We start from the raw sequence: 12,109 nt of genomic DNA, 5'->3' as shown, positions 1-12,109 counted from the left end.
GAAGGGGGAAGACATGAAGATGAAGCACTGGACGATGATCGTTCCCGGGGCGGTGCTGCTATGCGCCGCGCCGGCTTATGGCGTCGAACTGCGCGATGCCGTGCAGGCCGCGCTGAACACCAATCCGGACATTCGGCAGGCTGTTCATAACAAGCTGGCGACCAAGGAAGAGCGCAAGCAGGCGGAGGGCCTGTGGTATCCGCGAATCTCGGTCGAAGGCTCGGCGGGCCTGCGCAAGCTGCGCAATCCGACCCGCCGGTCGCTCGGCATCGCCGACCAGCGGCTCGAACCGATCGAAGGAATCGTGATCGCCGACCAGCTGCTGTTCGACATGGGCGGACGCACTGCCGAAATCCGCCGCCAGGCGTCGCGCACCGATGCTGCCGCGGCACGCATCGAGGAGCGCAGCGAATTCGTCGCGCTCAACGTTAGTCGTGCCTATATCGACTATCTGTTGCAGCAGCGGCTGGTCGCCATCGCCCAGGACAATGCGACCTTCCACGACCGGCTTGCCGGCGATCTGCGCGAAGGCGTTGCCCGCGGATCGATCTCGGTCGCTGACCAGCAGCAGGCCGAAGAGCGGCTTCAGTCCGCCCGTGCCCGCCTGACCGAAGCCCAGGAAGACCTCGATACGGCGGCGATTCAGTTCCAGACGCTAACCGGCGTTCCGATCGATTCCGTCACCATGCCGCCCGATCTCAGCGGCGCGATGCCGCCGACGCTGCAGGACGCCGAGGAATTGGCGCGCCAGCAGAACCCGCGCGTCCAGGAAGCGATGGCCGACCTCGCCTCCGCCCGCCAGGAGATCAAGAGCGCCCAGTCGGAACTGGGGCCGCGCTTCAACCTTGAAGGCAGCGCCCGCTACGGTGACGACATCGACGGTTTCCAGGGCCGCACCAGCGACCTCCAGGCGCGTGTCGTGATGCGCTGGAAAATCTTCGACGGCTTCGCCAACACGGCCAATGTCCGCGAACAGAAGGAGCGCGCCAACGAGGTGCACAGCCGGCTGTTCGAAATGACTCGCCGCGCAGAAGAAGATACGCGAACGGCCTGGAGCCGCCTGACCAACCAGACACGGCTGGTCGGCGAACTCGAAACGCAAGGCCGCGTGGCCGATGACCTGCTGCTGTCCTACCGGGAGCAGTTCAATGTCGGTCGGCGCTCGCTGCTTGACGTTCTTGATGCGCAAAATACGCGCTTCAATGTCCAGGCTTCGGCCGAAACCGCGCGGCTGGCCCGGGTCTACGCCCAATATCGCGTGCTCGCCGCGACCAACCGCCTGATTGAAGCGCTCGGCGTGCAGATGCCGGCAGAAGCGGTCATGAACCAGCGCGACAAATTTGGCGTTAATCCGATCCCGCCGGAAGACCGGCAGGAAAACAGCTTCCCTTATCCGGTGATGGGCCCGCCCGCACCGGCGGGTGGCCAGTAAGCAGGAAAAAGGGGACGGGCGTTGAGTTTCATGCACTGGCTGGATTCCGCGCCATCGCGTGAGATTGACCCTGTCCTCGACTGTCTAACCTTCCTCGCGCGGCGCGCGGACAGACCGTCTTCCCCGGTCTTGCTACGTGCGGGGTTGGCCCTTTCGGTCACGGGCACGCTGCCATTCCACCAGGTCGAGCCTGCGCTCGAACAGGTTGGAATGCGCGGCGAGCCCGTGGTCCGCAAGCGGGTCGCCGGATGGCGCCTGCAACAACTGCCGGCAATCCTCGAGCTCAGCGACGAACGTGCGGTCGTGCTGCTGGAAATGAAATCCGGCGATGCGCTGGTCTACGCCCCCGGAACCGCCGAGCCCTTCTGGGTGCCCGCCACCGACCTGGATTCGGCCTTTACAGGCCAGGCCATCGCGGTCGAAGTCGATCCGACCCAGGAACGCGCCGGAGAACGTCCGTGGGACAAGCTTCGCCGCAGCCATTGGTTCTGGTCCGAAGTGTGGAAAGTCCGCCGGGAATTCTGGCCGGTCCTGCTCGCCGCGCTCATCGTCAACCTGCTTGCGCTTGCGGTGCCGCTGTTCACGATGAACGTCTATGACCGGGTCATCCCCAACAAGGCCGTACCGACCTTGTGGGTGCTGGCAATCGGCGTTGCCATCGCGCTGGTGTTCGACTTCATCCTGCGGCTCGCCCGCGCCCAGCTGGTCGACGAGATCGGCCGCAGACTTGACGCTAAATATAGCCAGAAGCTGTTTGAAAAGGTGATGAACCTGCCGATGGCAGAGCGGCAGGGTTCGACCGGCGCCTTCGCCAAACGGGTCAGCGAATATGAAGGCGTGCGCGACTTCTTCGCCTCGACCTCGGTCGTGCTGGTCGTCGACATTTCCTTCATGCTGATCTTCCTCGTCCTGATCGCGGTGCTGGCCGGACCGTTGGTGTTCGTCCCGATTATCGGCATCGCGACGATGATCGGCGTCGGCCTGATCCTGCAGCGGCGGATGGCCGGCGCGGCGGTCGATGCCCAGGCCGATAGTTCGCTCCAGCATTCGGTTCTGGTCGAATCCATCGCCGGCATCGAGACGCTCAAGGCTGCCCGTGCGGAGGGCCAAATGCTCGGCCGCTGGCGCCGCTACGCGTCGATGTCGGCATCGACCCAGGAAAAGCTTCGCCGGGTTTCGTCGGTCGCGACGAACCTGGCGTCGATTTGCCAGCAGGCGATCAGCGTCGGCCTGGTGATCGGTGGCTTCTACCTGTTCAACAGCGGCGACATCACCATGGGCGCGATTATCGCCATCGTCATGCTGGCAGGACGGGCAATGGCTCCGATCGGCCAGTTCGCCTATCTTTTGACCCGCGCCAAACAATCCACGACCACCCTGAGTTCGCTGCAGCAGATGATGGAAGCGACCGACGAGCGTCAGGTTGCCGCGCGCAGCATCGTTCCGGAAATCCATGCCGGCCATGTCGAACTGAAGAACGCCGCGTTCCGCTACCCAGGAGCAAGTACCGACAGCCTCAGCGCGCTCGACCTCAAGATTGAACCTGGCGAACGGATTGCGGTTATCGGACGCGTGGCTTCCGGCAAATCGACGCTGGGCCGGATGCTGTGCGGCCTCTATGCCCCGACTAACGGCGAAATGTTGATCGACGGACTCGACAGCCGCCAATATCATCCGCACCAGCTGCGCGACGCGTTCCGCTATGTCGGCCAGGATGCCGAAGTCTTTTCCGGAACGGTGCGCGACAATCTCCTGCTTGGCGCGGCCAAGGCCGACGACCAGCAACTGATGGACTCGGTGGTCCGATCGGGCGCCGATATCTTCCTGTCGCGCGATGCCGCGGGATTCGATCGTCCGGTAGGTGAGCGGGGCTCGCTTCTCTCGGGCGGTCAGCGGTCGTTGCTGGTCCTGGCCCGAGCGCTCGTCACTCCGTCGAAGCTGTTGTTCCTCGATGAGCCCACCGGGGCGATGGATACGCAGACCGAACTCTACTTCATCGAAAAGCTCAAAACCGCGCAGGCCCCCGGGCAGGCGCTGGTGGTGGCGACGCATCGCCACAACATGCTGTCAATCTGCGACCGGCTGATCGTTATTGATGGCGGCCGGATCGTTGCCGACGGCCCGCGCCAGGACGTGTTGAGCAAGCTTGCCGGCGCGGCGCGCAAGGACGCGAGCGAATGATCCGCCTCGCGCTTACCCGGCGGCATGCAATCATCGCTTCGATCGCCTTGCTCGGCGGTATCGTCGGTGGCGCTACGCTGCGTATCGAGCAAACCGAGGCCGCCGTGACCCGCCCGCTGATCGCTGCTGCGGACGCGGCCAAGCTCATCGACATGACCTCCGGCGAGCATTTGGTCGAGGCCCGGGCCCTTGGCGACGATGCCCGGCTGATCAATGCGTCAATGCCGTTCAGCGGTGGCGCGATTGCCGCCGCACGCCCATTCGACCTGTCGGGCGCCGACCCGCTCGACCGCCGCCGTGCGCTGCTCTGCATGACCCAGGCGATTTATTATGAGGCGGGGTTCGAGCCTGCCGACGGACGGCGCGCAGTCGCGCAGGTCGTGCTCAACCGGATGCGCCACCCCGCATTCCCCAAGTCGGTTTGCGGGGTCGTTTACCAGGGCGCGCGCCAGCCGGTCTGCCAGTTCAGCTTCGTGTGCGACGGGTCGCTTTATCGCCGGCCGGCGCCGCATGCCTGGGCGCAGGCGGAACGGATCGCGGCGGCGGCCCTAGATGGCTATGTCGAACGGTCGGTAGGCGCCGCAACCCACTATCACGCCGATTATGTGGCGCCCTATTGGGCCCCGCGGCTAACCAAACTCGCCAAGCTGGGCGCGCATATCTTCTATCGCTGGCCGGGTGCCTGGGGTTCGACCGCCGCATTCACCGGCCGCTACATCGGCGAACCGTCCGATCCGCTTTCGCTACGTCCGCCGCTGCGCCAGGCAGTACTGAGCGACGGCATGGTAGTTACAAACGAGGCCTCCCAAGATCTGGGTCCACCGGTTCCGCGGGCATCCAACGATGTCGGCGGACTGCTTGACCCCACCAAGGGCTGGACGCTCAACATTCCCATGCCTTCGGAAAGCGGTGCCGCCACGCGCGCGGTCGCCGCTGAACAACAAGATGCGCCCAAGCCCGCTCCCGCGGTGGCGCTGGCAGCGCGGTAACGGATAGTACAATGGCGAGTATTCCCTTCATTTCCGGACAGGCCAATCGGCGGCGCGAACCGTTGACCGGTGCGCGGTTGATCATCACCGCCGTCGCGGCAGGCTTCGCGATCTTCATTATCTGGGCCATGCTGGCGCAGGTCGACGAGGTGACCGCGGGCGCCGGGAAGGTCATCCCCTCAAGCAAGATCCAGCTGATCCAGTCGCCAGAGCCCGCGACGATCGCAGAGCTGCTTGTCCGTTCGGGACAGCGGGTCCAGCGCGGCCAGCTGCTGGCTCGTCTCGACAATCCGGAAAGTCGCCAGATCCTGGCCGAGACTGAAGCGCTCCAGGCACGCTCGGCGCGCCTCGCGTCCGAAGGGCGCGGCGGCGGCGGCGCATTGCAGGGCGAGGAAGCGACGTTGAGCCAGGTTCGACAGCAGGCGTTGTCGAGCCGTGTCGCGGCGCTTGGCGCATCGGCGGAGCAGCGCCGGCGCGAAGCGGCCGAAGCTAATGCCACCATCTCCAGCCTGCAAAGCAGCCTTGCGCTTGCCCAAAAGCAAGTCGAAATGCTTGAGCCGCTGGCAGCAAAGAACATCGTTCCGCAAACCGAGTTGATCAGCGCGCGGCGCGAGGTCGTCGACCTGCAGGGCCGGATCGCCGCTGCGCGGGAGCAGGCAAGCCGCGCCAATGCCGCGGTGTCCGAAGCGCTGAGCCAGGCCAATGAAGCGCGCTTCACTTTCCGCCAGGACGCCCTCAATGAGCGCAGCCAGGTCGAGCAGAAGATAGCCATCAATGAACAGTCGCTGCAGGGCCAGGGGCGGTCGGGACGAATGGAATTGCGCTCTCCCGTCAACGGCGTCGTCAACGATGTGCAGGTCAATACGATCGGCGGGTTCGTGCAGGCCGGCGAAAAGGTGATGGAAGTGGTTCCGATGGGCGAAAAACTGCTCGTCGAGACCCGGGTCAAGCCCAGCGACATCGCGTTCATCAAGGTTGGCGACAAGGCCCTCGTCAAAGTCACCGCTTATGATTTCTCAACCTATGGCGGCCTCGACGGCAGGGTCGTACAGGTGTCAGCGGACAGCATCTACGACGAAGCCGAACGGCAGGCCTATTTCATCGTCATTGTCGAAACCAACCGCGCATTCCTGCAGACCGCTGGCCGACGGCTGCCGATCACGCCGGGGATGATGACCGACACCCAGATCATCACTGGCCGCAAGAGCGTGCTCAGCTATTTGCTGAAGCCTGTGCTCAAGGCGCGAAGCGACGCTTTGCGCGAACGCTAGAGGCTGAAGATCGGGCCGATCAGGGTTGCGGTCTCTCGCACCACGGCCGGCAGTTCCTCAGCGCCCACAGCGGGCTCCAGCGGCGCCCCGGTCAGAGTAATCGGCATGGCGAAACGATTGGCGGCGTAGGTAACCGGCGGGATGGTCTCCCGGCGGTAACCGTGGGTGAAGCTTTGGCCCGTCGTGAAAGTAAGGATCGGGCGATAATCGGTAACGTCGCTGGAATCGACGATCCGATCGGTGCCATTGTCGAGCACGAGGAAGCGGCCGTTGGCACGAACGACCAGCACCGCATGGTCGGCGCGGCGGCTCAGGTCCTTGAGAATGACGAGATAGAGGTCACGCTCGGCGACGCCCGCGGCGCGCAGCATGGCCCGCTTCGCGATGGCGAAATCCTCACAGTCGCCGCGACCGCGAGACAGCGCCTCCGCCGGCGACAGCCAGCGATCGGCAACCCCGAACTGGACGCGGTCGTCGGTGAAGCGAATGCGCGAATTGACGTAGCTGTTGACCGCCTCGACCTGAGCGATGATGCCCGCGCCGCGAAGCGAGGCGGCATAGGCCGCGGCGCTGCCGTGAACCCGTTCCTCGGCTACTCGCGACCAGCGCGCCTGGAGCGGGCTGCGGTCGATCAACAGGGCAACGCTATTGAATACATCGGGTTGGCTGCGCGATACTTCACGGCTTTCGACGCGCTGGATCGCGGGGCGCATCGCCGGAAGGCTTGCGTTGGCCGCAAGGGCTGGAATTGCGCTGCCCCCGGCCTGGCGCGCGGTGATCGCCGAAAGCGCGCTTGGAGCGCCGCCCAGTATCGCTTCCGACTTCGACATTGACCGCCATGCCGCAGGTGCCACCTGCGCCAGGCTTGGGGTCGCAAGGCCGGCAGCGGCAAGGCCGGCGAGGGCGAGCTTGGCGAGGCGAGCGCTGTACTGCATTGCCCCGCTTGTCGCAGGGCAAGGCAAAAACAGCTTTAAATCATAAGGTTAACGGTTCAGTTACCAAGGCTGGCGAAGAAGGATTCAATCGCCCCGTTAAACCGCGCCGACTGCTCGACATTGGCAAGGTGACCAGCGCCGACAATCTCGACCAGCTGCGATTGCGCGATCATCGCCTGCAGGTCTTGCGACAGTGCAGGCGGGGTGATCATGTCTTCAACCCCGACCAGGATCAGCGTCGGAACATCCACCGCCCGGGCTCGGTCGCACTGATTGGCCAACCACACTGCCGCGGCGCCGAGGCGGTATGCCGCCGGGTTGATTCGCCCCATTGTGGCGATGATTTCGCCGCGCAGTTCCGGGGTTGCCTGCGATCCCAGCAGCAGGCCGGCGCGTGCATTGGCGAGCTCGCCCATGGTCATCGCCCGGCTAGCGGCGACTGACCGGTCGTGGATGGCCTGACCGTCGGGATGAACGGCGAAGCTGTCCGCGATGATCAGCGACGAACAACGGTCCGGCGCCGCATGATGCATCGCCAGCGCGACGACGCCGCCCAGCGACAGGCCGCAGACATGGGCCTTGGCAATGTCCAGCCGGTCCATCGCCGCCAAGATCGCCTTGGCGAAATCATCGCGGGTGGCGTCCGCCAGCAGTTCACTCTCCCCATAGCCGGGATAATCGAAAGCCACCGAGCGACGGATCTTGCCGAAATGCGCCAGCTGCGCCTGCCACACGCTTTTGTCAGATCCGACCCCGTGAAGGAAAATAATCGGGGTGGCCGGGCCGCCGCCCGCCTCCTCGAATCCGATCCGTCCCGATGCCGTCATGATGCTCGCCATAGTGTCGCATCTTGCGCGCCGCCCGCAGCTTTGCAACCACAGGGACATGACCCGAATGACCGTCAATGGCGAGGCAATCCGCTACAGGCTCGATCCCGACACGCCGTTGCTCTTCGCGCTTCGCGATGCGTCGAACCTGACGGGCACCAAACATGGCTGCTTCAGCGGCGATTGCGGAACCTGCACAATAATCGTCGACGGCCGGGCTAGGCTGTCGTGCGAGATCAGCATCGCCGACGCGGAAGGATCGGAGATCGTGACCATCGAGGGCCTGTCAGCCGGCCGCGCGCATCCACTGCAACAAGCCTGGGCAGCGGAACAGGTCAGTCAGTGCGGCCGCTGCGATCCCGGCTTCATCATGGCTCTCGCCGCGTTGATGCGATCAACCCCCTCTCCGACCCCGGAACAGCTTTCGGCGCTTCCCAACCTCTGCCGTTGCGGCGCCACCCCGCGGATCCTCAAGGCGGTAGGCAGGGCGTCGAGGCTTGCCGCCCCGCTCGCACCAACCCCTTCCAAACCTGTCGAAAACCCTTCATCCCGGTTCAGCAACGGCTCATCCACGATGTCGCAGATTGTTCCTGACGACTCATAGGTCGATGACTGTTGGAGCCAAGTATGCGTAAGTTTTTCATTCCCTTGTTGATGGCCAGCGTTGCGGTGCCCGCGACCGCGTCCGCGATGGACGGGGGCTTTGCAAGCGCGATGCGCGCCAGAGCCGAGCAAATGCAGCGTGAACGCTCAAGCGGCGAACGTCCCCAGCGTGCCGAACGTCCGCAGCGCGCCCAGGAAGCTCGCGACGAGCGTCCGCAGCGCGCCGAGCGTCCCGCGCACCCGAACCGCCAGCCGCCGGTCGAACCCGAAGTCCAGACAGCCCCCCAGGCTGCCCCGTCTCAGCCGGTCCAAGTGACCCGCCATGACGGTGGGCGCCGCGATGCGCGCCGTCCGACGATGGTCGACGGTTTCAAGAAGGCCGTCGAGGAATCGCGCGACGGCACCCGTGACCGCGTTCGTCAGGAACGGCGCGAGCGCGAAAGGCGCTGGGCAAACGATTGGCGCCGCGACAATCGCTACAACTGGTACGGTTATCGCAACCGCTACGGATCGCTTTACCGGCTCGGCCGCTACTATGATCCCTACGGCTACAACTATCGGCGGTTCTCGATTGGGTTCAACCTCTGGCCGAGCTACTATCAGAGCAGCTACTGGTTGCAGGATCCCTGGATGTACCGCTTGCCGCCGGCCTATGGTCCCTATCGTTGGGTGCGTTACTATGACGATGCGTTGCTGGTGAACATCTACGACGGGGAAGTCGTGGACGTAATCCACAATTTCTTCTGGTAGAAGCTTTTTCATAGACCTCGATCACCCGTTGGTCGAAGGGGCGTTGCAGGACACTGCGGCGCCCCTTTTGCGTTCAACCTCGGTTGCGCGAGCGCAGATAGCGCCGATCAAGGGGAAATCAGGATGAAAAAGCTGCTATTGTTCGCGTCGGCCGCGATGGTTTCCTTGTCGGCTTGCTCGACCGCGGTGCCAAGCTCAAAGCCCGTGCGGATTGAGGCGGCTCCTGCGCCGGTCCAGGCTAGCGCCCGGGAACGGCTGTTCTTCCTGTTCAAGACTAGCGATGAAGCTCAGCTTCAGCGCAACCCGTTGTTCGGAATTTTTCGCGGCGATCTGCGTTACGCCGACCGTTTCGGTGATTATATTTCAGAGGAGTATTACGCAGCCGAGAAAGCTGCGGCGCGGGACAATCTTGCGGAACTGCGGTCGATCGACCGGGCGGCGCTCGATCCGACCGACCAGCTTGCCTACGACGTTTATGAATATAATGCGCAGAACACGCTGAAGGGTTTGGACCCGGCAATCCTGGATTTCACCAAAGTCCGTCCGATCAACCATTTTTCGGGCTTCCACACTTTCTATCCAACATTCTCCAGCGGGGAGGGCGGAGCTCCGTTCAAGACCGTCGCCGACTATGAGAATGCGCTGAAGCGCCATGCCGGCTATGTCGCGCTGCTCGACCGCGCCATTGCCCGCTTTCGCGAAGGCGAGGCGGCGGGGGTATTCGAAACCAAGATGACGGTCCGCAATGTCATCGAGCAGCTCGATACCCAACTAAAGCAGAAAGTGGTCGACTCGCCCTTCTACGGGCCGGTGAAGAACTTCCCCGAAAGCTTCAGTGCGGTCGACAAGCAGCGGCTGCAAGCCGCTTACCGGGCGACTATCACCAACGACATCTATCCGGTCATGACGCGGCTACGCGACTATCTGTCGTCAAGCTATTTGCCGAAGGCCCGCGACGGCTATGGCTTGATGTACATGAAGGGCGGCGACCGGCTGTATCGTCATCTGGTCCAGTCAACCACGACGCTAGCCCTGACCCCCGAGGACGTTCATCGAACGGGCCTTTCGGAAGTCGCTCGGATCACCACCGAAATGGAAAAGGTGCGGCAGGAAGTCGGCTTCCAAGGCACGCTTCATCAATTCTTCGAGCATCTGCGGACCGATCCCAAATATAAGATGAAGAGCCGCGAGGCGCTCACCCAGCGCTATTATGAGATTGGCAAGGCGGTCGATGCCAAGCTTCCGACCTACTTTTCGACCATCCCCAAGACACCGCTCGAAATCCGCCCTTACGAGCCGTTCCGCGAAAAGTTCGAGGCTGGCGGCAGCTATGAGCAGGGCACCCCCGACGGAAGCCGGCCGGGCGTCTTTTATTTCAATGCTTACGATCTTCCGTCGCGTACCATCGCGGGCATGACCACGCTCTACCTGCACGAAGGTGCGCCGGGGCATCATTTCCAGATCAGCCTGGCGCAGGAAAATGCGGCACTGCCGTCCTTCATGCGGTTCGGCGGCAATACCGCCTATGCCGAAGGATGGGCCCTTTATGCTGAGACGCTGGGTTACGACATGGGCTTTTACGCCGACCCGATCCAGCGGATGGGCACGCTTGACGATGAAATGCTCCGGGCGATGCGGCTGGTGGTCGACACCGGTATCCATGCGAAAGGCTGGACCCGCGACCAGGCGATCAAATATATGCTGGACCATAGCAGCATGGGCAGGACCGACGCCACGTCCGAGGTCGAACGCTATATCGCCATTCCGGGCCAAGCGCTGGCCTATAAGGTCGGGGCGATGACCATTCAGCGGCTACGACGCACGGCCGAGGCGGAGTTGGGCGATAAGTTCGAGATCCGCGACTTCCACGCGCAAGTATTGATGACCGGATCGCTTCCCCTCACGATCCTCGAGGCTAAGATCAATCGCTGGATCGAAAGCCGCAAGGCAGGCTGAGCAGGTTCAGTCGTTCGCCGCCGGGCCGATGACCTCATGGACCTGGGCGATGCTCTTGGGCTGGTCGATCCCCATCCGGTCGATCAGCTCGCGCAGCGCCTGCTCGCTGGGCGCCTCGAATACGCAGAAACATTTGTCGTCGGTCAGATAGCTTTGCACCCAGACGATATCGGGCGAAATGCCGTGCAGCGGGGAGCAGGACCTTCGAACGGTCTGGTCGCGTTGGAACGGGCTAAGCCGGCCAAGCCCCTCGATGTCCTTTTCGACGACAAATTGTGCCACGTGCCCACCTCGGTAATGTAAGGCGGACATAGCAGGAATGGCGGTGCTTGTCCGCGTCTTAGCCGGGGAAGTCGCGCTCCGTGAGCCAGAGCAGCGGCTGGTTCTTGATCTCTTTCTTGACGAAACTTGTCGTGTAGCGGCGAACCACTGGGTTGGATGCCAGTTCGGCGTCCGCGAACAGGTTGAATTCGGCCATGTCGGCGCAGGCGATAAGGAGGATCATGTCGTCCGGACCGCTGACCTCCAAACACATTTGCACCTCATGGCGTGCCTGTAACCGGTCGCGCAGGTCGGCGAGTCCCGCGGCCGGCGCATGATCGTGCAGCTGAATCCCGATCATCGCCCTCAGCCGCTTGCTGGCCAGCTCAGGCGATACCAGGGCGACCGTGCGCGCGATCGCGCCGACCTCGCGCAGCCGACGCAAGCGGCGGGCGATTGCGGAGGGAGACAAGGCGATGACCTCGGCCAGCTCTTCGGCCGTGCGATCCGCGTCGGCCTGCATCGCGTTGAGCAGCTTGAGGTCGAAACTGTCGAACATCGACTTCTTCTTGCCAGAATCTGGCGCGCCCGCCAGTTCTTTTGCGCAGCGTGAGCAACGCGATTGGGGTATAAATGTCCCATGAGCTTGCGCGCCGCCCTTGTCCTTTTGCTGCTAGCAGCCGGCAGTCCGGCCGAGTTGCCGTTCGGCGGCGCGGCCGCGCATGCAGCCAGCCCCAAGGCCAAGCCCTGCCTTAAGAAGCACGACCACAAGGCCGACTCCGCCGCCCGCAAGAGCAGCCCCGCCGCCCGCAAGACGGCAGAAAAAAGGTCGGTCGTCGTCATCGACCGCTCGGTCCGACAGATCGAGATCCTTTCCTTCGGACCCTGACATCCAAGGCCCGCC

12 protein-coding genes are annotated in these 12,109 nt (G+C 63.6%); 8 read left to right on the top strand and 4 right to left on the bottom strand.

Annotated elements, in window-relative coordinates; genetic code table 11:
- The first annotated feature begins 13 nt into the window (after positions 1 to 13).
- Genes FMM02_RS04845 through FMM02_RS04830 form a run of 4 tightly spaced genes read left to right on the top strand, consistent with a single transcriptional unit; the run spans position 14 to position 5,873 of the window.
- Positions 14 to 1,432 carry a TolC family protein gene (locus tag FMM02_RS04845; RefSeq protein WP_147493804.1) on the top strand — a complete coding sequence of 473 codons (1,419 nt, stop codon included), beginning with the start codon at positions 14 to 16 and terminating at the stop codon, positions 1,430 to 1,432.
- A 30-nt stretch (positions 1,433 to 1,462) separates the two neighbouring features.
- Positions 1,463 to 3,613 (top strand): type I secretion system permease/ATPase, encoded by a 2,151-nt coding sequence (locus FMM02_RS04840; RefSeq protein ID WP_147494970.1) that lies wholly within the window; start codon positions 1,463 to 1,465, stop codon positions 3,611 to 3,613.
- A complete protein-coding gene (locus FMM02_RS04835; protein WP_147493803.1) occupies positions 3,610 to 4,602 on the top strand; it encodes a cell wall hydrolase in 993 nt (330 codons plus the stop codon). The genes FMM02_RS04840 and FMM02_RS04835 overlap by 4 nt, the downstream gene beginning before the upstream one ends.
- Positions 4,603 to 4,613: 11 nt before the next feature.
- A complete protein-coding gene (locus FMM02_RS04830; protein WP_147493802.1) occupies positions 4,614 to 5,873 on the top strand; it encodes an HlyD family type I secretion periplasmic adaptor subunit in 1,260 nt (419 codons plus the stop codon).
- Here the strand turns inward: FMM02_RS04830 and FMM02_RS04825 are convergent.
- The gene (locus FMM02_RS04825) at positions 5,870 to 6,808 is read right to left on the bottom strand and encodes a transglutaminase-like cysteine peptidase (RefSeq protein WP_147493801.1); all 939 of its coding nucleotides are present in this window, start codon (positions 6,806 to 6,808) and stop codon (positions 5,870 to 5,872) included. The genes FMM02_RS04830 and FMM02_RS04825 overlap by 4 nt on opposite strands.
- Positions 6,809 to 6,864: 56 nt before the next feature.
- Positions 6,865 to 7,647 carry an alpha/beta fold hydrolase gene (locus FMM02_RS04820; RefSeq protein ID WP_187107848.1) on the bottom strand — a complete coding sequence of 261 codons (783 nt, stop codon included), beginning with the start codon at positions 7,645 to 7,647 and terminating at the stop codon, positions 6,865 to 6,867.
- Between the two features lie 46 nt (positions 7,648 to 7,693).
- Between FMM02_RS04820 and FMM02_RS04815 the strand changes: the two genes are divergently transcribed.
- The 3 genes from FMM02_RS04815 (at position 7,694) to FMM02_RS04805 (ending at position 10,944) form a co-directional block, all read left to right on the top strand.
- On the top strand, positions 7,694 to 8,239 hold the full coding sequence (locus FMM02_RS04815) for a (2Fe-2S)-binding protein (protein WP_147493799.1): 546 nt from the start codon (positions 7,694 to 7,696) through the stop codon (positions 8,237 to 8,239).
- A 23-nt stretch (positions 8,240 to 8,262) separates the two neighbouring features.
- Positions 8,263 to 8,988 (top strand): RcnB family protein, encoded by a 726-nt coding sequence (locus FMM02_RS04810; RefSeq protein WP_147493798.1) that lies wholly within the window; start codon positions 8,263 to 8,265, stop codon positions 8,986 to 8,988.
- A 123-nt stretch (positions 8,989 to 9,111) separates the two neighbouring features.
- Complete coding sequence (locus tag FMM02_RS04805) at positions 9,112 to 10,944, top strand: DUF885 domain-containing protein (RefSeq protein ID WP_222703829.1); 1,833 nt, start codon at positions 9,112 to 9,114, stop codon at positions 10,942 to 10,944.
- A 6-nt stretch (positions 10,945 to 10,950) separates the two neighbouring features.
- Here FMM02_RS04805 and FMM02_RS04800 read toward each other — a convergent pair whose 3' ends face one another.
- Together FMM02_RS04800 and FMM02_RS04795 are read right to left on the bottom strand one after the other, a co-directional pair.
- A complete protein-coding gene (locus tag FMM02_RS04800) occupies positions 10,951 to 11,226 on the bottom strand; it encodes a nickel-binding protein (RefSeq protein WP_187107847.1) in 276 nt (91 codons plus the stop codon).
- 58 nt (positions 11,227 to 11,284) lie between these two features.
- Complete coding sequence (locus FMM02_RS04795) at positions 11,285 to 11,764, bottom strand: Lrp/AsnC family transcriptional regulator (protein WP_147493795.1); 480 nt, start codon at positions 11,762 to 11,764, stop codon at positions 11,285 to 11,287.
- Positions 11,765 to 11,845: 81 nt separating this feature from the next.
- On the opposite strand from FMM02_RS04795, the gene FMM02_RS04790 reads away from it, so the two are divergent.
- Positions 11,846 to 12,094, top strand: coding sequence for a hypothetical protein (locus FMM02_RS04790; protein ID WP_147493794.1), 249 nt, complete (start codon positions 11,846 to 11,848; stop codon positions 12,092 to 12,094).
- Positions 12,095 to 12,109: the final 15 nt, after the last annotated feature.

It is taken from the genome of Sphingomonas xanthus, from assembly GCF_007998985.1.
GTDB classification, from domain to species: Bacteria; Pseudomonadota; Alphaproteobacteria; order Sphingomonadales; family Sphingomonadaceae; genus Sphingomicrobium; species Sphingomicrobium xanthum.
The sequence above is the reverse complement of the archived record's forward strand: the minus strand, read 5'-3'. Positions and strand labels throughout refer to the sequence as shown.

What these genes read in the sequence shown, in the direction of transcription:
- FMM02_RS04845 (WP_147493804.1), top strand. Translation starts at nt 14, where the DNA reads ATGAAGATGAAGCACTGGACGATGATCGTTCCCGGGGCGGTGCTGCTA.
- FMM02_RS04840 (WP_147494970.1), top strand. Translation starts at nt 1,463, where the DNA reads ATGCACTGGCTGGATTCCGCGCCATCGCGTGAGATTGACCCTGTCCTC.
- FMM02_RS04835 (WP_147493803.1), top strand. Translation starts at nt 3,610, where the DNA reads ATGATCCGCCTCGCGCTTACCCGGCGGCATGCAATCATCGCTTCGATC.
- FMM02_RS04830 (WP_147493802.1), top strand. Translation starts at nt 4,614, where the DNA reads ATGGCGAGTATTCCCTTCATTTCCGGACAGGCCAATCGGCGGCGCGAA.
- FMM02_RS04825 (WP_147493801.1), bottom strand. Translation starts at nt 6,808, where the DNA reads ATGCAGTACAGCGCTCGCCTCGCCAAGCTCGCCCTCGCCGGCCTTGCC.
- FMM02_RS04820 (WP_187107848.1), bottom strand. Translation starts at nt 7,647, where the DNA reads ATGGCGAGCATCATGACGGCATCGGGACGGATCGGATTCGAGGAGGCG.
- FMM02_RS04815 (WP_147493799.1), top strand. Translation starts at nt 7,694, where the DNA reads ATGACCCGAATGACCGTCAATGGCGAGGCAATCCGCTACAGGCTCGAT.
- FMM02_RS04810 (WP_147493798.1), top strand. Translation starts at nt 8,263, where the DNA reads ATGCGTAAGTTTTTCATTCCCTTGTTGATGGCCAGCGTTGCGGTGCCC.
- FMM02_RS04805 (WP_222703829.1), top strand. Translation starts at nt 9,112, where the DNA reads ATGAAAAAGCTGCTATTGTTCGCGTCGGCCGCGATGGTTTCCTTGTCG.
- FMM02_RS04795 (WP_147493795.1), bottom strand. Translation starts at nt 11,764, where the DNA reads ATGTTCGACAGTTTCGACCTCAAGCTGCTCAACGCGATGCAGGCCGAC.
- FMM02_RS04790 (WP_147493794.1), top strand. Translation starts at nt 11,846, where the DNA reads ATGAGCTTGCGCGCCGCCCTTGTCCTTTTGCTGCTAGCAGCCGGCAGT.